General features: G+C 68.8%; 21 protein-coding genes and 1 tRNA gene. 10 read left to right on the top strand and 12 right to left on the bottom strand.

The window, feature by feature from the left end; all coding sequences use genetic code 11:
* Positions 1-64 precede the first annotated feature (64 nt).
* The 3 genes from ACSVC7_RS05425 to ACSVC7_RS05415 are packed head-to-tail and all read left to right on the top strand — an operon-like array spanning position 65 to position 1,157.
* Positions 65-295, top strand: a complete 231-nt coding sequence (locus ACSVC7_RS05425; RefSeq protein ID WP_448203402.1) for a FitA-like ribbon-helix-helix domain-containing protein — start codon at positions 65-67, stop codon at positions 293-295.
* Complete coding sequence (locus ACSVC7_RS05420) at positions 292-711, top strand: type II toxin-antitoxin system VapC family toxin (RefSeq protein ID WP_448203401.1); 420 nt, start codon at positions 292-294, stop codon at positions 709-711. Before ACSVC7_RS05425 ends, ACSVC7_RS05420 begins: the two co-directional genes overlap by 4 nt.
* A gap of 17 nt (positions 712-728) precedes the next feature.
* The gene (locus ACSVC7_RS05415) at positions 729-1,157 is read left to right on the top strand and encodes a GNAT family N-acetyltransferase (RefSeq protein WP_448203400.1); all 429 of its coding nucleotides are present in this window, start codon (positions 729-731) and stop codon (positions 1,155-1,157) included.
* On the opposite strand, the gene ACSVC7_RS05410 is transcribed toward ACSVC7_RS05415, so the two are convergent.
* The 3 genes from ACSVC7_RS05410 to ACSVC7_RS05400 are packed head-to-tail and all read right to left on the bottom strand — an operon-like array spanning position 1,154 to position 3,686.
* Positions 1,154-1,330 carry a hypothetical protein gene (locus ACSVC7_RS05410; protein ID WP_448203399.1) on the bottom strand — a complete coding sequence of 59 codons (177 nt, stop codon included), beginning with the start codon at positions 1,328-1,330 and terminating at the stop codon, positions 1,154-1,156. The genes ACSVC7_RS05415 and ACSVC7_RS05410 overlap by 4 nt on opposite strands.
* On the bottom strand, positions 1,327-3,315 hold the full coding sequence (asnB, locus tag ACSVC7_RS05405) for an asparagine synthase (glutamine-hydrolyzing) (RefSeq protein ID WP_448203398.1): 1,989 nt from the start codon (positions 3,313-3,315) through the stop codon (positions 1,327-1,329). The genes ACSVC7_RS05410 and asnB overlap by 4 nt, the downstream gene beginning before the upstream one ends.
* Positions 3,316-3,347: 32 nt before the next feature.
* Positions 3,348-3,686 (bottom strand): hypothetical protein, encoded by a 339-nt coding sequence (locus ACSVC7_RS05400; RefSeq protein ID WP_448203397.1) that lies wholly within the window; start codon positions 3,684-3,686, stop codon positions 3,348-3,350.
* A gap of 187 nt (positions 3,687-3,873) precedes the next feature.
* Between ACSVC7_RS05400 and ACSVC7_RS05395 the strand changes: the two genes are divergently transcribed.
* The 7 genes from ACSVC7_RS05395 to ACSVC7_RS05365 all read left to right on the top strand — a co-directional run bounded on the left by ACSVC7_RS05395 (position 3,874) and on the right by ACSVC7_RS05365 (position 12,468).
* Positions 3,874-4,857 (top strand): SDR family NAD(P)-dependent oxidoreductase, encoded by a 984-nt coding sequence (locus tag ACSVC7_RS05395; RefSeq protein WP_448203396.1) that lies wholly within the window; start codon positions 3,874-3,876, stop codon positions 4,855-4,857.
* A 10-nt stretch (positions 4,858-4,867) separates the two neighbouring features.
* Positions 4,868-6,037 (top strand): glycosyltransferase family 4 protein, encoded by a 1,170-nt coding sequence (locus ACSVC7_RS05390; RefSeq protein WP_448203395.1) that lies wholly within the window; start codon positions 4,868-4,870, stop codon positions 6,035-6,037.
* The gene (locus tag ACSVC7_RS05385) at positions 6,034-7,035 is read left to right on the top strand and encodes an MraY family glycosyltransferase (RefSeq protein WP_448203394.1); all 1,002 of its coding nucleotides are present in this window, start codon (positions 6,034-6,036) and stop codon (positions 7,033-7,035) included. Before ACSVC7_RS05390 ends, ACSVC7_RS05385 begins: the two co-directional genes overlap by 4 nt.
* Positions 7,035-7,988, top strand: coding sequence for a UDP-glucose 4-epimerase family protein (locus ACSVC7_RS05380; RefSeq protein ID WP_448203393.1), 954 nt, complete (start codon positions 7,035-7,037; stop codon positions 7,986-7,988). Before ACSVC7_RS05385 ends, ACSVC7_RS05380 begins: the two co-directional genes overlap by 1 nt.
* Positions 7,989-8,051: 63 nt before the next feature.
* Positions 8,052-9,983, top strand: a complete 1,932-nt coding sequence (locus ACSVC7_RS05375; protein WP_448203392.1) for a polysaccharide biosynthesis protein — start codon at positions 8,052-8,054, stop codon at positions 9,981-9,983.
* A 153-nt stretch (positions 9,984-10,136) separates the two neighbouring features.
* A tRNA-Thr gene (locus ACSVC7_RS05370) sits at positions 10,137-10,211 on the top strand.
* A 172-nt stretch (positions 10,212-10,383) separates the two neighbouring features.
* Positions 10,384-12,468 (top strand): response regulator, encoded by a 2,085-nt coding sequence (locus ACSVC7_RS05365; RefSeq protein WP_448203391.1) that lies wholly within the window; start codon positions 10,384-10,386, stop codon positions 12,466-12,468.
* An 80-nt stretch (positions 12,469-12,548) separates the two neighbouring features.
* Here ACSVC7_RS05365 and ftsH read toward each other — a convergent pair whose 3' ends face one another.
* From ftsH to tolQ, 9 genes are all read right to left on the bottom strand, one after another.
* Positions 12,549-14,492 (bottom strand): ATP-dependent zinc metalloprotease FtsH, encoded by a 1,944-nt coding sequence (gene ftsH, locus ACSVC7_RS05360; protein WP_448203390.1) that lies wholly within the window; start codon positions 14,490-14,492, stop codon positions 12,549-12,551.
* Positions 14,493-14,574: 82 nt separating this feature from the next.
* On the bottom strand, positions 14,575-15,921 hold the full coding sequence (tilS, locus tag ACSVC7_RS05355) for a tRNA lysidine(34) synthetase TilS (RefSeq protein WP_448203389.1): 1,347 nt from the start codon (positions 15,919-15,921) through the stop codon (positions 14,575-14,577).
* Positions 15,922-15,942: 21 nt separating this feature from the next.
* Positions 15,943-16,878 (bottom strand): tol-pal system protein YbgF, encoded by a 936-nt coding sequence (gene ybgF, locus ACSVC7_RS05350; RefSeq protein ID WP_448203388.1) that lies wholly within the window; start codon positions 16,876-16,878, stop codon positions 15,943-15,945.
* Positions 16,879-17,075: 197 nt separating this feature from the next.
* Positions 17,076-17,546: a peptidoglycan-associated lipoprotein Pal gene (pal, locus tag ACSVC7_RS05345; RefSeq protein WP_448203387.1), complete on the bottom strand. Its 471-nt coding sequence runs from the start codon at positions 17,544-17,546 to the stop codon at positions 17,076-17,078.
* Between the two features lie 162 nt (positions 17,547-17,708).
* A complete protein-coding gene (gene pal / locus ACSVC7_RS05340) occupies positions 17,709-18,182 on the bottom strand; it encodes a peptidoglycan-associated lipoprotein Pal (RefSeq protein ID WP_448203386.1) in 474 nt (157 codons plus the stop codon).
* Between the two features lie 148 nt (positions 18,183-18,330).
* Positions 18,331-19,683, bottom strand: coding sequence for a Tol-Pal system beta propeller repeat protein TolB (tolB, locus tag ACSVC7_RS05335; RefSeq protein WP_448203385.1), 1,353 nt, complete (start codon positions 19,681-19,683; stop codon positions 18,331-18,333).
* 2 nt (positions 19,684-19,685) lie between these two features.
* Positions 19,686-20,795 carry a cell envelope integrity protein TolA gene (gene tolA / locus ACSVC7_RS05330; protein WP_448203384.1) on the bottom strand — a complete coding sequence of 370 codons (1,110 nt, stop codon included), beginning with the start codon at positions 20,793-20,795 and terminating at the stop codon, positions 19,686-19,688.
* 30 nt (positions 20,796-20,825) lie between these two features.
* Positions 20,826-21,308 carry a protein TolR gene (tolR, locus tag ACSVC7_RS05325; protein ID WP_448203383.1) on the bottom strand — a complete coding sequence of 161 codons (483 nt, stop codon included), beginning with the start codon at positions 21,306-21,308 and terminating at the stop codon, positions 20,826-20,828.
* Between the two features lies 1 nt (position 21,309).
* On the bottom strand, positions 21,310-22,032 hold the full coding sequence (tolQ, locus tag ACSVC7_RS05320) for a protein TolQ (RefSeq protein WP_448203382.1): 723 nt from the start codon (positions 22,030-22,032) through the stop codon (positions 21,310-21,312).
* Positions 22,033-22,035: the final 3 nt, after the last annotated feature.

Genomic DNA, 22,035 nt, shown 5'->3' with positions numbered 1-22,035 from the left:
CGGCATTGACGGGCGCCGCAACGCTCCTCATCATTCTTCGAAGGCTTAGCGCGGGAGCACCATCATGGCACAGGTCGAAATTCGCGACATCGACGATGGTCTGTTCGAAGCCCTGCGCCGCCGTGCCCAGCGCAACAGCCGCTCGCTGGATCAGGAATTGCGGGAAATCCTGCGGGCCGCCGTTGCGCCCGACCGCGCATCGTTCCTGGGCGAGGCGCGGCGGATCCGCAAGCGGACCATTGGGCGGCCCCAGACCGACAGCGCCGATCTGTTGCGGGAGGATCGTGACCGATGAGCATCGTGGTGGATGCCTCGGTCGTCGTGAAGCTGTTCGTCCAGGAGGAAGGGTCCGAGCGAGCGGAGGCATCGTTCGCGTCACAGCAAGCGCTCTCGGCGCCTCGGCTGATCGCGGCTGAAGTCGCGTCCACCCTGACGAAGCAGGTGAGGCGCGGTGAAATCGACGTAGCCACGGCCGAGGATGCCGTGCTCGCCCTCTCCGCGGCGTTGTCCGGGGGAATGCTCGACGTGTGCGCGGACGAAACCTTGCTGACGTCCGCCGCACGCCTGTCCTTGACATTGGGGCACGCCCTGTACGACTGCCTGTATCTCGCGCTTGCCATCGAATTGGGGGGCCGCTTGGTCACCGCCGACCGGCGGTTCGAACAAAAGCTGCACCAGCACGGCTTCGCCACATACACCGCACCCTTCTGAACATCGGACTCCGCTGAATGACCATCACCCTCTCCCTCGCCGGCCGGCTGAACCCGGAGGAGGTGAAGCAAATCCACGGCGAACTGCGCGCCTTCAACGAGCAATTCACCAAGCCCTACGACCTGCAAGATCTGATGATCACCGCGCGCGACGGCCAGGGCACGCTGATGGGCGGCCTGACCGGCTACACGAACTGGGAGTGGCTGTATGTGGACTATCTGTGGGTTCACGAGAGCCAGCGCCGCACGGGCCTGGGGTCACGCCTGCTGACCCTGGCCGAGGAGGAGGGCATGCGGCGCGGCTGCCGCTGGTCGCGGCTGTACACGTACGATTTTCAGGCGCCGGGCTTCTATCGGAAGCGCGGCTACGAGGTTTGGGCGGAGTTGGACGGCTATCCGCCGGGCCACACGCAGATCTGGCTGCGGAAGACGCTGGCGCAGGGTTAGCCCTGCGCCTCCTCGTCCTTCCGGCCCCGCGCCTGCTCCTTGCGCTTGCGCAGGTTCTCGCGCAGGCGCGCGGCGAGACGGTCCTGCTTGTCGTCCTTCTTCGGGGGGGCGGCGGGCTTGCTGGTCTGGTCGGTGTTGGTCTGGTCGGCGTCAATCGGGTTGTCTGGGGTCATGCGGCGCTCGCGGCTGACGGTGCGGCGGTGATGCCTGGGGTGTTCCAGCGCTGGTTCCAGGCCTGGAACATCAGGACGCTCCAGAGCTGGTGCTGGTTGTTGCGGGTGCCCTCCAGATGCTCGGCCCAGCGGGCGCGGATCGGGGCGGGGTCGAAGAAGCCGTCGGCGCGCAGGCGGCTCTCGTCCAGCAGATCCTCGGCCCAGTCGCGCAGCGGACCGCGCAGCCAGGAGTCGATGGGAACGGCGAAGCCGGACTTGGGCCGCTCCACCAGATCGCGCGGGACGTGGCGGTAGAGCACCTGCCGCAGCAGCCACTTGCCCTTGCCGTCGCGGATCTTCTGGGACAGCGGCACCCGCCACGCGAACTCCACCACCCGATGGTCGAGCAGAGGCACGCGCGCTTCCAGCGACACGCCCATGCTGGCGCGGTCCACCTTGGCGAGGATGTCGTCGGGCAGATAGGTGACCGTGTCGAGATACTGCATCCGCTCGACGAAGTCGGATATCGCGGCGCTCCCCTCACTCCACAGCAGCCCGCGCGGCTCCCGCCCATGGCGGACCAGCGTTTCAGGCTCGTCCCACTGGCTGACCAGTCGGCGGTAGAGCGCGTCGGGGTCGCCGGCCCCCAGCACGCCGGCCAGCTTGTGCAGCTTGTCGCCGGGCTGGCGCGGGCGGCGCGAGGCCGGGACCAGCGCCGCCAGCGCGTCCCAGCTCTGCGGCCGGACGGCCCGGATCAGCCCGGCGGCGCCCCGCCGCAGGCCGGCCGGAACGGACGCCATCCGGCGCCACACGGCCGGCCCCCAGAAATAGCGATTGTAGCCGGCGAACAGCTCGTCCCCGCCGTCGCCGGACAGGGCCACGGTGACGGACCGCCGCGTCATCTCCGACACCAGCAGGGTCGGGATTTGCGAGCTGTCGGCGAAAGGCTCGTCATACCAGTCGGCCAAGCGCGGGATGCTGTCCAGCGCATGACCGGCGTCCACCCGCAGGTCGGTGTGCTCGGTGCCGAGATGGGTGGCGACGGCGCGGGCGTGGGCGGCCTCGTCATAGTCGCCCTCGCCGAAGCCGATGGTGAAGGTGCGCACCGGGCGGTCGCTCTGCGCCTGCATCAGCGCGACGACCGTGGAACTGTCGATGCCACCGGACAGGAAGGCGCCCAGCGGCACGTCGGCCATCATCTGCCGTCCGACAGCGTCCTTCAGCAGCGATTCCAGCGCGTCGGTGGCGTCCGCGTCGGATAGGGACAGGCGGTCGTCGATGCCGGCGCGCGCGGCGGTGCCCGCGTCCCAATAGACGGTGCGCTCGGGCTCCCGGCCAGGGCGGACGGTGAGGAGCGTGCCCGGCTCCAGCTTCGACACGCCCTTGTAGACGCTGTGCGGGGCCGGGACATAGCTGAAGCGCATGTAGGCGGCCAGCGCGTCGCGGTCGATCTCCGCCGCGAAGGCCGGGTGGGCGCGCAATGCCTTGGGCTGCGAGCCGAACAGCAGCGTGCCGTTCATGCGCGCCCAATAGAGCGGCTTCACGCCGAGATGGTCCCGCACCAGGTACAGCACCCGGTCGCGCCGGTCCCACAGGGCGAAGGCGAAGATGCCGACGAGGCGCTTCACCGTCCGCTCGACGCCCCAGGCGGCGCAGCCCTCCAGCAGCACTTCCGTGTCGGAATGGCCGCGGAAGCGGTGCCCGGCGCTTTCCAGCTCGGCGCGGAGGTCCTGGAAATTGTAGATCTCGCCGTTGTAGGCGATGACCCAGCGGCCGTCCGCCGACTCCATGGGCTGACGCCCGAGCGGCGACAGGTCGACGATGGCGAGCCGCCGGTGGCCGAGCGCGATGCCCGCGGCCTCATCCGCCCACACGGCCTCGCCATCGGGGCCACGATGCGCGATGGTGTCGGCCATGCGCCGCGCGACGGCCTCGAAAGCGCCCGCCTCCGGCCCGAATGCGGGCCGGCGGTCGGATTCGGCCAGGAAGCCGCAGAAGCCGCACACGGCGCGTTGCCTATCTTATTGGTCGGAACGTCTTAGTGGTCGGAACGGTGCAGGATGCTGTCGCGCAGGCCTGTGTCGTAGGCCATGCCGTCCGGCGTGATCACCGCGTGGCCGGGTTCACGGCGCACCATGCCCTTGCGCTCCAGGATGGTCCAAACGGCCGCGTTGGACAGGCCGGTGGCGTCGCGGCTGGCGACCACCGCGCTGCCGACATGGAAATGATTGCCATGGGCGTGCGGCAGGGCGGTGATCTGGAAGGCGCCCTCCTCCCCCTCGACCGGCTTCTGCTCCAGCCGGGCGATTTCCTGAAGGAGAGTCAGCGTCTTGAGCTGGAGCGGGTTGAGATTGGCGGGATTCTTCTTGGGCGGCATTGAGATCCGGACCGGCGTCGTTTGAAGATCGCGGCAGTAGATCGGTTGAGGCCGGCGGCTGTCAAGCGGCGGGCATCTTTTTGCGGACTGGTATCCGGCCTCGGGCTCGGGCATAAGACGGATTGGAAGACATGCGCCGCCCCAAACACAGTCGTGGGGCCGCGCACGGCGATCAGGGATGGTGGAAATGACGATCGTGGTCACCGGCGCGGCCGGTTTCATCGGCTCGCACGTCGCGGCAGCCTTGCTGGAACGCGGCGAAACCGTGTTGGGGCTCGACAATCTCAACGACTACTATTCCGTGGCGTTGAAGGAAGCCCGTCTGGCCCGCCTGCGCGACAAGCCCGGCTTCCGCTTCATCAAGACCGACATCGCCGACCGCGCCGCCGTCGAGGCTCTGGCGCCCGAGTTCGCGGAGGCCACCGGCGTGGTGCATCTGGCCGCCCAGGCCGGCGTGCGCTACTCCCTGGAAAACCCCTACGCCTACGTGGACGCCAACGTGACGGGCCAGGTGGCGATGCTGGAAGCGGCGCGGCGCATGCCGAAGTTGAAGAATTTCGTCTACGCCTCCACCTCCTCCGTCTACGGCGCCAACAAGAAGATGCCCTTCTCGGTCGAGGACCGGGTGGACTCGCCGATGTCCATCTACGCCGCCACGAAGAAGGCGGCGGAGATGATGACCTACGCCTACAGCCACCTCTACAAGTTCCCGGCGACGGGCCTGCGCTTCTTCACCGTCTACGGACCGTGGGGCCGTCCGGACATGGCGGCCTACCTGTTTGCCGACGCCATCATGGCCGGGCGTCCGATCCGCGTCTTCAACGAGGGGCGGATGAAGCGCGACTTCACCTTCGTGGAGGACATCGCGGCCGGCGTGCTGGCGGCGCTCGACCGCCCGGCCAAGCCGGACGCCAACGGAGCGCCGCACGCGGTCTACAACCTCGGCAACAACCGGACCGAGGACCTGATGCGCTACATCGCCCTCATCGAGGAATCGCTCGGCCGCAAGGCGGTGATGCATATGGAGCCGCTCCAGGCCGGCGACGTGCCGGAGACCTCCGCCGACATCGAGGCCAGCCGCCGCGACCTCGGCTATCAGCCGACCACTCCCATCGACGTGGGCCTGCCGCGCTTCATCGCCTGGTACAAGGACTATCACGGCATTGCCTGAGATCCGTCCCGTGCGCCCCAAGCTGATCTACCTCGTCACCGAGGATTGGTATTTCTGGTCGCACCGCCTGCCGATGGCCCGCGCGGCGCGCGACGCCGGGTTCGAAGTCGCCGTCGCCACCCGCATGGACAAGCACGGCGACCGCATCGCGGGCGAGGGCTTCCGCGTGCTGCCCCTGTCCTGGCAGCGCCGCAGCATCAACCCGGCGGGCGCCCTGTCCGCCGTGGCCGAGATCGCGTCCCTCTACAAGCGCGAGGCGCCGGACATCGTGCATCACGTCGCGATGAAGCCGGTCCTGCTGGGCGGGCTGGCGGCGGGGCTGGCCGGCGTGCCGGCGGTGGTGAACGCGCTGACCGGCCTGGGCTCGGCCTTCCTCGGCACGGGCGGGCTGAAGTCGCGCGTTGCCGGGGCCGTGGCGCGCCCGCTGATGCGCGCGGTGCTGAAGCGTCCCAACAGCCTGACCATCCTTCAGAACGAGGACGACCGGCGCACGCTGGTCGCCGCCGGTCTTCTGCCCGACGAGCGCGCCTGGATCGTGCGCGGCTCCGGCATCGACACCGCACATTACCAAACACTGCCCGAACCGCCCGAACCGCCGGTGACGGTCGGCTGCGTCGCCCGCCTGCTCGCCGACAAGGGCGTCGGCCCGCTGGTCGAGGCGCAGCAGCGCCTGCGCGCCAAGGGGCTGGACGTGAACCTGCTGCTCGCCGGTACGCCCGACCCGGAGAACCCGACCTCCATCACCCAGGCGGAGTTGGACCGCTGGGCCACGCTGCCCGGCGTTGAACTGCCCGGCCACATCGCCGACGTGCGGAAAGTCTGGGCGCGCTGCCACATCGCCGTGCTCGCCTCCCGGCGGGAGGGCCTGCCCAAGAGCCTTCTGGAAGCGGCGGCCTGCGGGCGCGCCATCGTCGCCACCGACGTTCCGGGCTGCCGCGAGGTGGCGCGCGCGGGCGAGAACGCCCTGCTCGTGCCGCCCGACGACCCCGCCGCGCTGGCCGACGCGCTGGAGGCGTTGGTGCGTGACGCGCCGCTCCGCCGCCGCTTCGGCGAGGCCAGCCGCCGGCTGGTCGAATCCGACATGGCGTCGGACCGCGTGGGCGCGAAGACCGTGGAGTTGTACCGGCGGCTGCTCGGCACCACACATTCCTTGGCGGCTTCGGTCGCGGAGGCGTCATGATCAGCCTGCTCGCCCTTGTCGGGGCCTTCGTCCTCTCCTGGCTGCTGACCGGCCGGGTGCTCGCCTATCTTCGCCATCGCGCGATTCTCGATCACCCGAACGACCGCTCCAGCCACTCCATCCCCACGCCGCGCGGCGGCGGCTGGGGCGTCATGCTGACGCTGCTGCCGGCTTGGCTGGTCATCGCGCTGACGGCGGACGGCGGCGCGCGCGCCCTGCCGATCCTGGCCGGGGCCGCCGCGCTGATGGCGGTGTCCTGGATGGACGACCGGCGCGGGCTGGGGCCGGCGCCGCGCTTCCTGACCCAGATCGCGGCGGTTGCCGCGGGCCTCAGCGCCCTGCCCGTCGACGGCTTGGTGTTCCAGGGGCTGCTGCCGCTGTGGGCCGACCGGCTGGTCGCCGCCGTCGGATGGCTGTGGTTCGTGAACCTCTTCAACTTCATGGACGGCATCGACGGACTGGCCGGCAGCGAAGCCGCGACCATCGGCGCCGGGCTGGCCCTGGTGGCGGCGGTCGGCGGCCTCGACCCGGTGCTGGGGGTGTACGGGCTGGCCGTGGCCGGCGCGGCGCTGGGTTTCCTGGTGTGGAACTGGCACCCTGCGAAGCTCTTCATGGGCGACGTGGGCAGCGTGCCGCTGGGCTTCCTGCTCGGCTGGCTGCTGCTGGCCGTGGCGGCGGCCGGGCTGTGGCCGGCGGCGCTGCTGGTGCCCGCCTATTTCCTGGCTGACGCGACCTTCACCCTGCTGCGCCGTCTGGTGGAGGGCAAGAAGGTCTGGCAGGCGCACCGCGAGCATTTCTACCAGAAGGCCACGCAGCGGGGGCGCAACCACGCCCAGGTCGTGCGGCTGGTGCTGGTGTTGAACGCCGCCCTGCTGGCGCTGGCCGTGGTGTCGGTGCTTTTGGGGCCGGCGATGGGTTGGACGGTGCTGCCGGCGGGGGCTGCGGCGGTCGCGCTGCTGCTTGCCCTGCTGGCGCGCCCGGTGGGAGCGGCGGCCTGATGCGCGTCCTGGTCACCGGAGCCACGGGCTTCGTCGCGCGGACCGTGATCCCGCTGCTGATCGAGCGCGGCCACACCGTCCGCGCCGTGGTGCGCAACCCCGACGCCGGCGTGCCGGGCGTGGACGACGTGGTCGCCGTGGGCGAGATCGGCCCGACCACCAATTGGGGCACCGCGCTGGAGGGCATGGACGCCGTCATCCATCTGGCGGCCCGCGTCCACGTCATGCGCGACAAGGCGACCGACCCGCTGGCCGCCTTCCGCCGCGTCAACACGGCGGGCACGCGCGTGCTGGCGGAGGCGGCGGCCGTGGCCGGCGTGAAGCGCCTCGTCTACCTCAGCAGCGTCAAGGCGCTCGCCGACGAATGCCCGCCGGAGCCGCTGAGCGAGGAAACCATTCCCGACCCGCACTCCCCCTACGGCATTTCCAAGCTGGAAGCGGAGCGCGCGCTGGCGGAGATTTCCGCCCGCACCGGGCTGGAGGTGGTGGTGATCCGCCCGCCGCTGGTCTACGGCCCCGGCGTCGGCGGCAATTTCCTGCGGCTGATGCAGGCGGTCAACCTGGGCATTCCCCTGCCCTTCGGGGCGGTGGACAACCGGCGCAGTCTGATCTTCGTCGGGAACCTCGCCAACGCCATCCTGGAATGCCTGATCCACCCGCAGGCGGCGGGCGGGCGCTTCCTGGTCCATGACGGGCGCCCGATGTCCACGGCGGAGCTGATCCGCGCCATCGCCGACGCGCTGGGCAAGCCGGCGCGGCTGCTGCCGGTTCCACCCTCGCTGCTGGCGCTGGGCGCCCGGCTGACCCGGCGGCAGGCGGTGCTGGACCGGATCGCGGGGAGCCTTGTCGTCGACGACGGTGCCATACGGCGCGCGCTGAACTGGCGCCCGCCTTATTATCCGGCGTACGGCTTGCGCCTGACCGCCGAATGGTTCAAAGCTTTGCGCGGCTGAGCGGCTAAAAACAGCGCACTCCGTCCGTGAGTGCCCTCAGTGAGCGATAGTAAGGTCAAGCGAATGCGCATTCCGTCCCCGCGGGCGTTCCTCGTCTACCTGCACGATCTGGCGATGACCGGCGTGGCCCTGGTGGTGGCGCTGTATCTGCGCGTCGGCGGCCTGGCCTTCGACCAGTACAGCGAGCCCCTGATCACCGGCCTGCCGATCCTGGTGCTGATCGCCGCGGTGGTGTTCCGCCTGTCCGGCCTGTACCGGGGCATCTGGCGCTACGCCTCCATTCCCGACCTGTTCCAGCTGATCCGCGCCGTGTCGGTGGTGGTGCTGTGCTTCCTTCTGGTCATGTTCCTGCTGACCCGCCTGGACGCGCTGCCGCGTTCCCTGCCGGTGATGCTGTGGTTCGTGCAGCTCGTCCTGCTCGGCGGGCCGCGCTTCGCCTACCGCCTGCTGAAGGACCGCCGGCTTGCGCTGCGCGACCATGAGCCGGGCGTGCCGCGCATCCCCGTGCTTCTGCTCGGCGTCGGCGATGCGGCGGAGCTGTTCATCCGCTCGCTGGACCAGAACGCCGGCGCCGCCTATCGCGTCGTCGGCATGCTGGACGACAAGGGCCGGCGCGTCGGCCACGCCGTGCGCGGCGTGCCGGTGCTGGGCGGCCCCGACGACCTGCCGCGCGTGGTGGAGGATTTGGCGCGCCGGGGCGACCGGCCGCAGCGCCTGATCGTCACCAAGGGCCAGACCGAGATCCCCGGCGCCGTCCTGCGCGAGCTGCTGGATCAGGCCGAGTCCCTCGGCCTCGCCCTGTCGCGCCTGCCCAGCCTGACCGAGTTCAAGTCGGCGCTAGGCGAAGGCAAGATCGAGGTGCGCCCGATCGCGCTGGAGGATCTGCTGGGCCGCCCGCAGGCCGCGCTGGACCGCGGTGCCATCGCCAATCTGGTCACCGGCCGGCGCGTGCTGGTCACCGGGGCCGGCGGAACGATCGGCAGCGAGCTGGTCCGCCAGATCGCCACCCTTAGCCCGGAATCCCTGGTGCTGGTCGATGCCGGGGAGTTCAACCTCTACTCCATCGAGATGGAGATCCGGGAGCGCTTCCGCGACCTGGACCTGCACGCCGCCATCGCCGACGTGCGCGACCGCGACCGTATCTTCCGCCTGTTCCAGTCCCACAAGCCGGCCATGGTGTTCCACGCCGCCGCGCTGAAGCACGTCCCGCTGGTGGAGGCGAACCCGGCGGAGGGCGCGCTGACCAACATCGTCGGCACGCGCAACGTCGCCGACGCGGCGCGCGCCGCCGGCTGTCAGGCGATGGTGCTGATCTCCACCGACAAGGCGATCCGCCCGACCAGCGTCATGGGCGCCACGAAGCGCTTCGCCGAATGCTATTGCCAGGCGCTGGACATGCTTCCCCCGCGCGATGGCGGCGAGACGGCCACCCGCTACATGACCGTGCGCTTCGGCAACGTGCTGGGCTCCTCCGGCTCGGTGGTGCCCCTGTTCACGCGTCAGCTCGCCAAGGGCGGCCCGCTGACCGTCACGCATCCCGACATGCGCCGCTACTTCATGACCGTGCGCGAGGCGGTGGAGCTGGTGCTCCAGGCGTCCGCCCACGGGGTGGCGCGCGGCCAGGACCGCGGCAAGGTGCTGGTGCTGGACATGGGCGAGCCGGTGAAGATCGTCGATCTCGCCCGCCAGATGATCCGGCTGGCCGGCCTGCGCCCCGGCGAGGACATCCGCATCGAGTTCACCGGCCTGCGCCCCGGCGAGAAGCTGTTCGAGGAGATCCTGACCTCCGCCGAGGCGCCGACGCGCACGGAGGCCGACGGCGTCTTCCTCGCCTCCCCGCGCGTCATCGACTACGCCCTCATCAACCGTGCTCTGGGCGAGCTGGAGACTGCCGCGCGGGCCGGCGATGCGGAGCGGGTGCTGACCATCCTGTCCAACATCGTCCCCGATTTCCGGGCGGAAGCGGTGCTGCCGCAGGTGGGCGCCCAGGGCTGAGAACCGGCCGGGCGGGACGGCGATTTTTTCTCCGCCCGGTCATCTTCCTCCCTTGCATCGGCCGAAAGGCTGTGGCATAACCCGCGCCACTTCAACGGCGGGCCGCAAGCCGGACCGCCGATCCCCGGACAGAGTTCCAAACTGTCCCCTGGCGCTGCCGTAGCTCAGTGGTAGAGCACTCCCTTGGTAAGGGAGAGGTCGAGAGTTCAATCCTCTCTGGCAGCACCATCCTCCCTCCCAGTCCTTCTTCGCATGCCCTGTCGTCTTTGAACGACCGCGCCCTTGCGTCCCCCAAAAGGCTGATCCTTGTCCGAGACCTTGGCTGTACGGGCCGAGCGGGATTAAATAGGAGCAGGCCGACGGCGGTACACGCTGCGCTGGGCGATGGGAGCGCTGGGCGATGGACGTGCAAGCGCGATGGCTGGACCGGCTGATCTCCCTGCGCCCCACTCCGGCGGCCGCGCAAGGCTTGGCACTGCTGCTGGTTGCCGGCGCCGTTCTGGCCCGTTTGGCGCTTGATCCTTTTGTCACTGAGGTCGTGCCCTTCGCCACGCTGTTCCCGGCGGTGCTGTTCGCCACGCTGGCGGGCGGGGCGGCGGCCGGCATCACGGCCTGGATCGCCGGCGGGCTGGTCGCCTGGGCTTTCCTGTTCCCGGATCGTGGCGATCCCGATTGGCTCCCTGAGCCGGACCTCGCAAACATCGCGCTGTTCAGCCTCTCCTGCCTTCTGATGGTCGCGGTGGCGCACCGACTGCGTGCCACCTTCACGCGTCTTCGCGAGGACGAGATGCGCCTTCGCGCCACGGCAAAGCGCGAGGAAGCCGAACGACGGAACATCAAGGCCGAACTGGAGCGGCTGGTCGGCGAGCGCACCCGCGCGCTGGAGGACACCAACCGCCGCCTGCTGGCCGAGATCGCCGAGCGGGAGCGCGCCGAAGCGGCTTTGGCTCGCGCGCAGCGGCTGGAGGCCATCGGGCAGCTGACCGGGGGCGTGGCCCACGACTTCAACAACCTGCTGACCGTGATCGTCGGCAACCTCGACCTGATCGCACGGACCGACGAGGTGCCGGAGCGGGTCCGACGGCTTGGGGCCGCCGCGCTGTCGGCGGCGGAGCGCGGCGAACGGCTGACCCGCCAGTTGCTCGCTTTCGCCCGCCGGCAGGCGCTGCACCCGGAAATCGCCGACGCCAACCGGTTGATTCAGGACGAGGAGGCGCTGTTCCGCCGTGCCGTGGACGAGGCCGTGGAAATCCGCTTGGATCTGGATGACACGCTCAAGCCCTGCCGAATCGACGTGGCGCAGTTCGAGGCGGCGCTGCTCAACCTCGTCGTCAACGCGCGCGACGCCACCCCCGCCGGTGGGTGCATCACCATCGCCACCCGCAACACCGTCCTGCCGGCCCAGGACGCGCCCCCGGACTTGCCGGCCGGCGGCTACATCGTCGTTGCGGTTCAGGACACCGGTGCGGGAATTCCGCCGGAGATACTTCCCCGCGTGTTCGAGCCCTTCTTCACGACCAAGGACGTCGGCAAGGGCTCCGGCCTCGGCCTCAGCCAAGTCTATGGCTTCGTGCGCCAGTCGGGCGGCCAGGTGCGCGTGGACAGCGTGGTGGGTCGAGGGACGCGCGTGGAAATCTGGCTCCCCTGCTCCGCCGAACGCCTTCGCGTTCCCGACGCCGCCCCCACCGAAGAGGCCAAGGGGCTGCGCGGGAACGGCGAGTGCGTCCTCGTGGTCGAGGACGATGCCGACGTCCGCGCCATGGCCGTGGAGACCTTGCAGGGGCTGAACTACCGCGTGCTGGTGGCTGCCAATGGGCTGGAAGGGCGGGCGGCCCTGGAAACACACCGGACGTTGGACCTGCTGTTCACCGACGTGGTGATGCCGGGCGGAATCGGTGGGCTTGAACTTGCCCAAGAGGCGCGGCGCCTCCACCCGCATCTGCGCGTTCTGCTGACGTCCGGATACCCGGCGCGGCGGGGAATGCCTTCGGACGCTGGAAACACCCCGGAGACGCTCCCCTTCTCCTTGCTGGCCAAGCCCTATCGGCGCGACGCCCTCGCCCAGGCCGTGCGGGCGGCGCTGGCCGACATTCCCGAAGCCGAAGCGGATTTTTCCCGTCTGCGTGTCCTCGTCGTCGAGGACGATGTGTTGGTGCGCATGTCCACCATCGAAATGCTGGACGAACTTCAGGCCGACATCGCTGGGGAAGCGGCGGACGCGGAGGAAGCGCTTTCCCTGCTGGACCGCCTGGGCGATGTGGATGTTCTGCTGACCGACCTGCGCCTGCCGGGACGCGATGGCCTCGCCTTGGCCGCAGAGGCGCTGCGCCGCCGCCCCACCCTGTCCGTGGTTCTGGCGACCGGCTACGGCGAGAGCGCCATCCCCTCCGACGCGGCGGCGCATCTTCAGGTCCTGTCCAAGCCCTTCGGCACGGAAGAGCTGGGCCGCGCGCTGGAGCGGGTGCGGAGGGTGCCCGTCGGGTAAAGCGTGGGATAAAGGCCCAAAACAAATCCGGCGCCCCGAAGGGCGCCGGCTCGTCGTGACTTGCGGTCCCGGAGACCCCGTCAGGTCCCCTGCGGTTCCGGGTCCATCCCGCCGCTTTCCTTGGTGCCGGTGGTCGGCACGGAGGCGCGGCGGCCGGTGGAGGTCGGCTGCTTCGGCGGCGCGGCCGAGAAGCTGCCTTCCCGATCGTCGTTGCGGATCAGCGGTTCACCGCGCAGCAGGCGGGAGATGTCCTCGCCGCTCAGCGTCTCGTACTCCAGCAGGCCCTTGGCGAGGGTGTGGAGCTGGTCGATGTTCTCCGTCAGGATCCGGCGGGCTTCGGCGTAGGCCTCGTCCACGATGCGGCGGATTTCCTCGTCCACCGTGCGGGCGGTCGCGTCGGACATATTCTTGTGCTGGGTGACGGAGTGGCCGAGGAAGACCTCCTGCGTCGGCTCGCCGTACAGCAGCGGCCCCAGCTTCTCGCTCATGCCCCACTCGGTGACCATGCGGCGGGACATGTCCGTCGCCATCTTGATGTCGCCCGAGGCGCCGGTGGTGACGCGCTCCTTGCCAAAGATCAGCTCTTCCGCGATGCGGCCGCCCATGGCGACGCGCAGGTCGGCCAGCAGCTTGGCCTGCGACAGGGAGATGCGGTCGCCCTCCGGCAGGCGCATCACCATGCCCAGCGCGCGGCCGCGCGGGATGATGGTCGCCTTGTGCACCGGGTCGCTGTCCGGCTGGTGGATGGCGACGATGGCGTGGCCGGCCTCGTGATAGGCGGTCAGCTTCTTCTCTTCCTCGGTCATGACCATGGAGCGGCGTTCCGCGCCCATCATGACCTTGTCCTTGGCGGCCTCGAACTCGGCCATGCCGACGACGCGCTTGCCGATGCGCGCGGCCAACAGCGCGGCCTCGTTCACCAGGTTGGCAAGGTCGGCGCCCGAGAAGCCGGGGGTGCCGCGCGCGATGACCTTGGCGTCCACGTCCGGCGCCAGCGGCACCTTGCGCATGTGGACCTTCAGGATCTTCTCGCGGCCCAGCACGTCGGGGTTCGGCACAACGACCTGACGGTCGAAGCGGCCCGGACGCAGCAGCGCGGGGTCGAGCACGTCCGGACGGTTGGTCGCGGCGATGAGGATAACGCCCTCGTTCGCCTCGAAGCCGTCCATCTCGACCAGCAGCTGGTTCAGGGTCTGCTCACGCTCATCGTTGCCGCCGCCGAGGCCGGCGCCGCGATGGCGGCCGACCGCGTCGATCTCGTCGATGAAGATGATGCAGGGGGCGTTCTTCTTGCCCTGCTCGAACATGTCGCGGACGCGGGAGGCACCCACACCGACGAACATTTCAACGAAGTCGGAGCCGGAGATGGTGAAGAAGGGAACGTTGGCCTCGCCCGCGACGGCGCGCGCGGTCAGCGTCTTACCCGTGCCCGGCGGGCCGACCAGCAGCACGCCCTTCGGGATTTTGCCGCCCAGCCGCTGGAACTTCTGCGGGTCCTTCAGGAACTCCACGATCTCGGCCAGTTCCTGCTTGGCCTCGTCGATGCCGGCGACGTCGTCGAAGGTGACCCGGCCGACCTTCTCCGTCAGCAGGCGGGCCCGCGACTTGCCGAAGCCCATGGCCTTGCCGCCGCCGGACTGCATCTGGCGCATGAAGAAGATCCAGACGCCGATCAGCAGCAGCATCGGGAACCAGGACAGCAGCACGGAGAACAGCGACGGCACGTTGCTGTCGTCCGGAACGGCGCTGATGCGGACGTTCTTCTGCGTCAGCCGCTCGACCAGCCCCGCCTCGGGCGGAACGTAGGTGCTGAAGGAGCGGCCGTCGGTGAAGTGGCCCGAGACCTGATTTCCCTTGATGGTGACGTCGGCCACCTGGCCGCGGTCCACTTCGGCGAGAAGCTCGCTGAACGGAACCGTCGTCTGCGGGCTGCGCGTGGAAGAGCTCTGGAACAGGTTGAACAGGGCCACCAGCAGCAGCCCGATGATGATCCAGAGCGCGAGATTCTTGCCGAAATTGTTCACGTCAAAAGCCTTTCTGCGAACCCAGCGCGGAATGGTACGCCGTCACGGACCCACCCTCCGGTCTTACGGGCACGTTCCCAGATTAAATAATGCCGCCCCCGGCTGAAACAACCGGAAAAGCTGGCCCGCCCAACACCGCCGCGGGGGTGAAGAAAGCCTCCGCCATAAGAGCGCTTTTCTCCCCAAAGAAGCCCAGACTCGGCACCGCGGCGAGCCTTGGCCCGTCCCAGAGCGCGGGAAGCGCCTCCCGCACAGCCTCCGATAGGCCGAAAGCCTCCGAATCGGGCAACGCCGCCTTCACGAGTTGCCAGCCGACCTTCCCCAATTGCGCCACGGTTAGCGCACCGCCCTCGCCCTGCCCCATCCGCACGGTGAAGCGGCGGTCCCACCAGACCGACTCGCCGGGATGGATGGCAAGGCGCTCCGTCGCACCGGCCGGCTCGCGCGCGATCATTATAAGGCCTCGGCGCGGCAGGATGCGGCACCCCCCGAGCGTCCGCCCCTTGTCGAGTCCGCGCGCCACCTCCGCGAACAGGCGCTCCGCCGCCTCGGCCCTCGGTGGATAGGGCGCGCCGCCGACTACGGCGATGCAGCGGGTGAGCGCGCGCATACCCAATTCTTCGGGCGCCCCGAGCAGCGGCACCGGATCCAAGCGAATCCAGCCTTCCGTATAGACCTCGGCCGCCTCGGCTAGAAGCTGCGCCGCTCCCGTTTCCAGCGCGGCACGGGCGCGGGCAGCCCGGCGGGCGGTGTCGGCAAGGCGTTCGGAGTCCAGCCCCTCGGTGGCCAGAGCCTCCTCCGCCGCGCGCAGGCGGGCGCGGGCGAAGGCGGGATTGCGGTTCGACGGATCCTCAATCCAATCCTGGCCGAAGGCGCGGCAGGTCGCGACCAGCCGGGCGTGCGGTATATCGAGAAGCGGGCGGATCACCCGCACATCCCCCACCACGCGAATCGGCGCCATCCCGGCCAGCCCGTCGACCCCGGAACCGCGCGCGAAGCGCAGCAGCACCGTTTCGGCCTGATCGTCGTGATGGTGGGCGAGCGCCAGATGCAGAACGCCCTCGGCGCGGCAGCGTTCCGCCATCAGGCGATGCCGGGCGGCCCGCGCCGCCGCCTGGATGCCGGTGGCGGGCTTTTCCCCTTCCCAGCGCAGGACGGCGTGGGCGATGCCGCGCGCCGCGAGCCAGCGACCGACCTGCGCGGCCTCCGCCGGCGACTCCGCCCGCAGCCCATGGTCGACGGTCAGGGCCAGAACATCCCCACCCATCCGAGCCGCCCAGTCCTGGGCCAGCATGACGAGCCCAAGGCTGTCCGCCCCACCCGACACGCCGACGGCAAGGCGCGGCTTCGGTTCGAAGCCGCCCAGCCGCGTCATGAAGGCGGCGAACTCCTCACGCGAAACCGGCTGCAGGTCGGTCAGGCCGGACAAGGGATTGGGCCGGGCAAAGGATTAGGCCGGGCAGTTCAGGCGCTTGCGCTCCGTGTCGGCGCGGCGCTTCACGCTGGCCGACGCCTCCGGGAACTTGGTGATGAGCTGGTTGAAGGCCGTGCAGGCGTCCTTCTTCTGATTCAGCTGCTCCAGCGACATGCCGAGCTTCAGAAGATTGTCCGCCGCCTTGGAGTTCTTCGGGTACTTCTGCACACCCTCGGCGAAGGCCATCGCGGCCTCCGGGAACTTGTTGCGCACGTAATAGGTCTCGCCCAGCCAGTACTGGGCGTTGCCGGCCAGTTGGTGCCCCTTGTTCTTCGCCAGGAAGTCCGTGAACGCCTTCTCCGCCTTGTCATAGTCGGACTGGCGCAGCAGTTCGAAGGCATGCTCGTACTGCTTGTCCGGGCTGGCGTTGGCGGGCAGCGGCGCGACCGAAGCGGTTTGCGTCGACTTCTCCGGCGCCTTTTCCGGAGCCTTGTCCACCGACTTCTCCGGGGCCTTGTCGACCATCTTCGCGGCCGGAGCCGAGCTGCTGGCCTTCGGCCCGCCGAACGGGTCGCTACCCCCACCGGAACCCTTGGTCTCCAAGTCCTTCAGGCGGAAATCGATGTCGCTGTTCACCCGCTCCAGACGGTCCTTGAGCTGGGAGAGCTGGTAGGTCGCCTCTTCATAGCGGCCGGTCAGCTCCGACATCGAGCGCTCCAGCCTTTGGAGCCGCACCTCGAAATCGGCGGCTACGGACGGCGGCACCTCGGCGGTCTGGGCCGTCTGGTTCCAGCTGTTGGCGCGCGGGTAGGCCTGCGCAACCTCCACCCGGTCGCCCTCCCCGCCGAGCGCCGCGACTCCCGACTCCAGCCGCGCGAGCCGGTCCTGCATGGAGGCGGTCTGAGCAAACACGGAACCGCTGCACAGCAGGCCGCCAAGCAGCAAAGCGGCAAAGGAAGAGGTCTTGGTCATGCGTGGGGTCCTGTCCGGACGGGAGAAGCCGTGGGGGGAAGATGTCGGGGCAAGCGGGCGAAACTATGGCGGCTGTTTACCAGAATCGCGCGCGCCATGCACGGTGGTGATTTGCGGATCGGCGGATCAAATTGGAACCGGATACGCCGTCCCGAATCGCTCCAGGGCTGCGCCTCCCTTGAACCCCGATGGTGCCGTCATTGGTTGTCGGGAACGGAGACGCTGCGCCGGTTCTTGGCCCAACTGGCCTCGTCTGAACCGGGGATGGCCGGCTTCTCCTTGCCGTAGGACACGATCTTGATCCGGCGACCGTCGATTCCCGACGCGATGAAAAAGTTTCGGACAGCCGCCGCTCGACGATCGCCAAGAGCCAAATTGTATTCGCGGGTCCCGCGCTCGTCAGCATGGCCCTCAATGGTTACCGAGATGCCTGGATAATGCGAAAGCGCATCCTTCTGCCGACGCAGGATAGCTAAGGCATTGTCATCCAGATCAGACCGATCCGTCTCAAAGAAAACGGTATCCGGAATGATGAAATCCTCGGTGTCCGAACCGGGCCGGATGGAACTTTGGAGAACACAGTCGGCTCCCTGTCTTGGAGAGACCGCGCACGCGGCTAAAAGGGGAACAAGAAAAAGAAGTATCAAAATTTTCCGAATAAAGGCCATGAGGCATTATCCCGGAGGTTGTTCAGCGGCTTCTTTTTTCATCATCCCGTGACCGCTCCGGGGCTGAATTGCGGCAGCATCATGGAGTGCATCGGAAAAAGAAAACGCCGCCCCGGATTGCTCCGGAGCGGCGCTTCCCTGGTACCCGGATGGGTGCCGTCGTTAGTCGACGACGGTCACGCCACGGCGGTTCTGAGCCCAGGCGGCCTCGTTCGAACCGAGGACGGCCGGCTTCTCCTTGCCGTAGGAGATGACCTTGACGCGCGACGGGTTGATGCCGCCAGCGACCAGGTAGTTCTTCACGGAGTTCGCACGACGCTCACCCAGGGCGAGGTTGTACTCGCGGGTGCCGCGCTCGTCAGCATGACCTTCAACGGTCACGGTGACGTTCGGGTACTGCTTCAGCCACGAAGCCTGGCGGTCCAGGGTGGCGCGAGCCTCCGGAGCGAGGTCGTAACGGTCGAAGCCGAAGAAGACGCGGTCGCCGACGTTGACGACCAGGTCTTCCTGCGAGCCCGGACGGATGGAGCTGGTCTGCGTGCCGTTGCCGGCGGCGTTGCCCGCGTCCTTCGGAGCGGTTTCGCAAGCGCCGAGCAGCGCGACGGCGGCGATCAGGCTCAGATACTTAATGCGCATGTCTAATGACCCCCTAAGCGACACTTGGTGTTATGGCCGGACTGTGGATTTCGAGCGACGCCGACTTCCGCCAGACCCCGACGGAAATGCGAACTTCCGACCTTCGTCTTAAGCGTCGTTCCTGCGCGCGCAAAATAGGGCTAGTCCATTAGGGAATCAAGGGCGACCATGCGGGGTCGGAACCGTCCAGCGGGGTGATCACGCGCCGTTCGTTGGCGCCGGTCACGTCGATCGTGTACAGCTTCGCGCTCCGCCCGCGGCCGTCGCCGCTCGGGACATCGCGGAAAAAGCTGAGAACACGGCCGTTTGGCGCCCAGGTCGGGCCTTCCACGTGGAAGGATTCGGTCAGGATGCGCTCGCCCGTGCCGTCCGGGCGAATTACGCCCAGCGCAAAGCTGCCCCCACGCTGGCGCGTGAACGCGATCAGATCACCGCGCGGCGACCAGACCGGCGTGCCGTAGCGGCCCTCGCCGAAGGTCAGGCGCTTCACGCCCGAGCCGTCCGCGTTCATGATGTAGAGCTGCTGGCTGCCGCCGCGGTCCGACTCGAAGACGATGCGCTGGCCGTCCGGCGAATAGCTGGGGCCGGTGTCGATGCCCGGCGAATCGGTCAGCTGCGTCTGGCGGCGGGTGCGCAGGTCCAGGGCGTAGATGTCGGTGTTGCCGTTCTGCGCCATGCTCATGATGACCTTGTTGCCGTCCGGCGAGAAGCGCGGGGCGAAGGTCATGCCGGGGAAGTCGCCCAGGACTTCCTGGCGGCCGGTGTCGATGTTGAACAGGTACACGCGCGGCTTCTTGTTGAAGTACGACATGTACGTGATTTCCTGCGCCGTCGGCGAGAAGCGCGGGGTCAGCACCAGCGTCTGGCCGTCGGTCAGGAAGTGATGGTTCTCACCGTCCTGGTCCATGATGGCCAGCTGCTTCTTGCGCGCGTTCGCCGGGCCCGACTCGGCCACATAGACGATGCGCGTGTCGAAATACCCCTCTTCGCCGGTCAGCCGCTTGTAGATGGCGTCGGCGATGATGTGGGCGATGCGGCGCCAGCTGTCGGACGTGGCCGTGTAGCTCAGGCCCTGCATGTACTGGCCGGCGGCCACGTCCCACAGGCGGAAATCGACCTTCATGCGGCCGTCGCCCGCCGACGTGGTGTTGCCGGCGACCAGCGCCTGGGCGCCGACGGCGCGCCAGTCCTGGTAGCGCGGCTCGCCGGAGCGGAGCTGGTCGGGGGTCTGGAGGAAGCCCTTCGGGTCGAGCGGGCGGAACAGGCCCGACCGCTCCAGGTCAGCCGAGATCACCTTGGAGATGTCGGAGCCCATCTGAGCCTCACGGCCACCCGCACCGGCGAAGCTGGTGATGGCGATCGGCAACGGCTCGACCACGCCCTTGGTGATGTCGATGCGCACCTCGGCGTGCGCCGGTTCGGGCGCCGCGACGCCGAGGGCGAGCAGCAGAGCGCCGGCGTACCCGGCGACCTTCAGCAGAAGCCTCGTCTTCTTCGTCATGGTCAGAACATATCCCTCGGGTCGAAATTGAACACGAAGTAACGCCATTCCTCGTACTTGGCGGGCGTGAAGTCGCCGGAGAACTCGCTGATCGGCAGCGGACTCGTCCGCTTCACCGCGCGCAGCGCCGCGTCGGCCGATGCACGGAAGGCCGAGTCCGACATGTAGCGTGACCGGTACTTCTCATGGATTGCCGCGTTCAGCACCGTGCCGTCGCGGCCCAGTTCGACGATGATCTCCACCTGCATGTTGGCCGCGTCCTTGCGGCCGGTGTCGAAGTTCCAGTTGCGGCTGACCGCCCCGCGAATCCCGTCGATCGCGCGTCCCGACGGCTTGAAGGGCTTGTCGGGGCCGTTGACGGCCTTCGCGGCGCCAGCCGGCGCCGAGGGCGCGGCGGCCTGCTGGGTCGGCTTCGCGTCCGCCTTGCTGTCGGACGGCGCGCTCTTCGGCGCGTTCTTCTGAACGTTCTTCAGAAGATCCTGCAGCGGGTCGGACTTGGCCGTCTCCTTCTCAGGCGGCTTCTCCGGCTTCTTCGGCTCGGCCTTCGGATGCTCGGGCGCCGGCTTCGGCGGCTCGGGCTTCTTCTGTTCCGGCTTCGGGGGCTCCGGCTTGGGCGGCTCGGGCTTCGGCGGTTCCGGCTTGGGAGGCTCCGGCTTCGGGGGCTGGGGCTTCGGCGGCTCCGGTTTCGGCTCGGGCTTTGGTTCCGGGGGCTTCGGAGTCGGCGTCGGTTCCGGATCGGGCGGCGGCGGGGGCGGAGTCGGCTTGGGCGGCGGCGTCGGCTCGCGCGGGGGCGGCGGCACCTGGGCGACCTTCGGCGGCTCCGGGACCTTCGGCTCAGGCTTCGGCGGTGGGGGCGGCGGTTCGGACGCCGGCTCCGGCGGCGACGGCGCCGGGGGAGTGGGCTTGGCTTCCGGCACCGGCGGCTTGGGCGCCTGCGGCTTCGGCTCGCCCTTGTCGGCGCGCGCGGCCTGAGTCACCTCGCCCATATCCACGATCTCGATCGGGATGGACTCCGGCAGCTCCAGCTTGCGATCGCTGGGCGGCAGGCCGAGCACGACCAGCGCGATGAGCGCAACGTGCAGCGTTGCCGATGCGATCAGTGGTTTGCGCATGGATCTACGGCCTCAACTACGCCTTGGCGCTCAACGTTTGACCCCGCCGCCGACGCGCGGACCGGCCGCGGTCGGACCGTTGGGCATCTCGGCGACCAGACCGACCTTCTTGAAGCCGGCGGCGCTCATGGTGCCCATCACCTCCAGCATCTTGCCGTAGGCGATCTTGGCGTCGCCGCGCACCAGGATGCGGGCTTCGGGGTTGTTGTTGGTGACGGCGATCAGCAGCGCGACCATGTTGCCCATCTCGACCGCCGTCTCCTGAACGTAGACGCGGCCGTCGGACTGCACGGTCACGAACAGCGGATCCTTCTGCGCCTCCAGCGGCGCCGCGTTGGTCTTCGGCAAGTCCACCGGGACGCCGACGGTCAGCAGCGGAGCGGCCACCATGAAGACGATGAGCAGCACCAGCATGACGTCGATGAAGGGCGTCATGTTGATTTCGGCCATCGCGCGGTAGCCGCGGCGCTTGCCGCGACCGTGACCGCCCTTGCCTGCGAGCTGGGCTCCCATCTCAGGCGGCCCCCCGCTCCTCAAGGTGCCGCGACAGGATCGCCGAGAACTCGCCCGAGAAGGTCTCCAGCCGGTCGGCGTAGCGGCCGAGGTCGGTGGTGAACTTGTTGTACGAGATCACCGCGGGAATGGCGGCCAGCAGGCCCATGGCGGTGGCAAACAGCGCCTCCGCGATGCCCGGCGCCACGACCGCGAGGCTGGTGTTGCCCGACGAGGCGATGGAGGTGAAGGAGTTCATGATGCCCCAGACCGTGCCGAACAGGCCGATGAAGGGGGCCGTCGAGCCGACCGAGGCGAGGAACGTCATGTAGCGTTCGGCGCGCATCATCTCGCGGCCGATGCTGACCGACATGACGCGCTCCACCCGCTGCTGCAGCGAGCCCTTCATGGTGCCGATGCCGCGGTCGGCGGCGTGGCGCCATTCGCGCATGCCGGCGGCGAAGGTCGCCGACATCGGGTCCGCCGGCGCCTGGCCAATCCGGTCGTACAGCGCGTCGAGCGACCCGCCGGACCAGAAGCTTTCCTCGAAGGCGTCCGCCTGGGCGTTCAGACGGCGGATGCGCATCAGCTTTTCGATGATGATGGCCCAGCACCACACCGACGCGGCGAACAGCATCAGCATCACGACCTTGACGATCATGTCGGCCTGCCAGAACAGGCCCCACATCGTGATGTCGTGGGCCTTCGCAGCGGCCCCGACCATCTGGGCGGAGTTTACATCCATCGC

It is taken from the genome of Azospirillum mesophilum (assembly GCF_053470405.2).
The sequence above is the reverse complement of the archived record's forward strand: the minus strand, read 5'-3'. Positions and strand labels throughout refer to the sequence as shown.

Excerpts from the sequence above, each read along its gene's own strand:
- ACSVC7_RS05395 (WP_448203396.1), top strand. The coding sequence starts at position 3,874 with ATGACGATCGTGGTCACCGGCGCGGCCGGTTTCATCGGCTCGCACGTC.
- tolR (WP_448203383.1), bottom strand. The coding sequence starts at position 21,308 with ATGGGAGCCCAGCTCGCAGGCAAGGGCGGTCACGGTCGCGGCAAGCGC.
- ACSVC7_RS05385 (WP_448203394.1), top strand. The coding sequence starts at position 6,034 with ATGATCAGCCTGCTCGCCCTTGTCGGGGCCTTCGTCCTCTCCTGGCTG.
- ACSVC7_RS05420 (WP_448203401.1), top strand. The coding sequence starts at position 292 with ATGAGCATCGTGGTGGATGCCTCGGTCGTCGTGAAGCTGTTCGTCCAG.
- ybgF (WP_448203388.1), bottom strand. The coding sequence starts at position 16,878 with ATGACCAAGACCTCTTCCTTTGCCGCTTTGCTGCTTGGCGGCCTGCTG.
- ACSVC7_RS05400 (WP_448203397.1), bottom strand. The coding sequence starts at position 3,686 with ATGCCGCCCAAGAAGAATCCCGCCAATCTCAACCCGCTCCAGCTCAAG.
- tolA (WP_448203384.1), bottom strand. The coding sequence starts at position 20,795 with ATGCGCAAACCACTGATCGCATCGGCAACGCTGCACGTTGCGCTCATC.
- tolQ (WP_448203382.1), bottom strand. The coding sequence starts at position 22,032 with ATGGATGTAAACTCCGCCCAGATGGTCGGGGCCGCTGCGAAGGCCCAC.
- ACSVC7_RS05375 (WP_448203392.1), top strand. The coding sequence starts at position 8,052 with ATGCGCATTCCGTCCCCGCGGGCGTTCCTCGTCTACCTGCACGATCTG.
- ACSVC7_RS05415 (WP_448203400.1), top strand. The coding sequence starts at position 729 with ATGACCATCACCCTCTCCCTCGCCGGCCGGCTGAACCCGGAGGAGGTG.
- ACSVC7_RS05425 (WP_448203402.1), top strand. The coding sequence starts at position 65 with ATGGCACAGGTCGAAATTCGCGACATCGACGATGGTCTGTTCGAAGCC.
- ACSVC7_RS05365 (WP_448203391.1), top strand. The coding sequence starts at position 10,384 with ATGGACGTGCAAGCGCGATGGCTGGACCGGCTGATCTCCCTGCGCCCC.
- pal (WP_448203387.1), bottom strand. The coding sequence starts at position 17,546 with ATGGCCTTTATTCGGAAAATTTTGATACTTCTTTTTCTTGTTCCCCTT.
- tolB (WP_448203385.1), bottom strand. The coding sequence starts at position 19,683 with ATGACGAAGAAGACGAGGCTTCTGCTGAAGGTCGCCGGGTACGCCGGC.
- pal (WP_448203386.1), bottom strand. The coding sequence starts at position 18,182 with ATGCGCATTAAGTATCTGAGCCTGATCGCCGCCGTCGCGCTGCTCGGC.
- ACSVC7_RS05410 (WP_448203399.1), bottom strand. The coding sequence starts at position 1,330 with ATGACCCCAGACAACCCGATTGACGCCGACCAGACCAACACCGACCAG.
- ACSVC7_RS05380 (WP_448203393.1), top strand. The coding sequence starts at position 7,035 with ATGCGCGTCCTGGTCACCGGAGCCACGGGCTTCGTCGCGCGGACCGTG.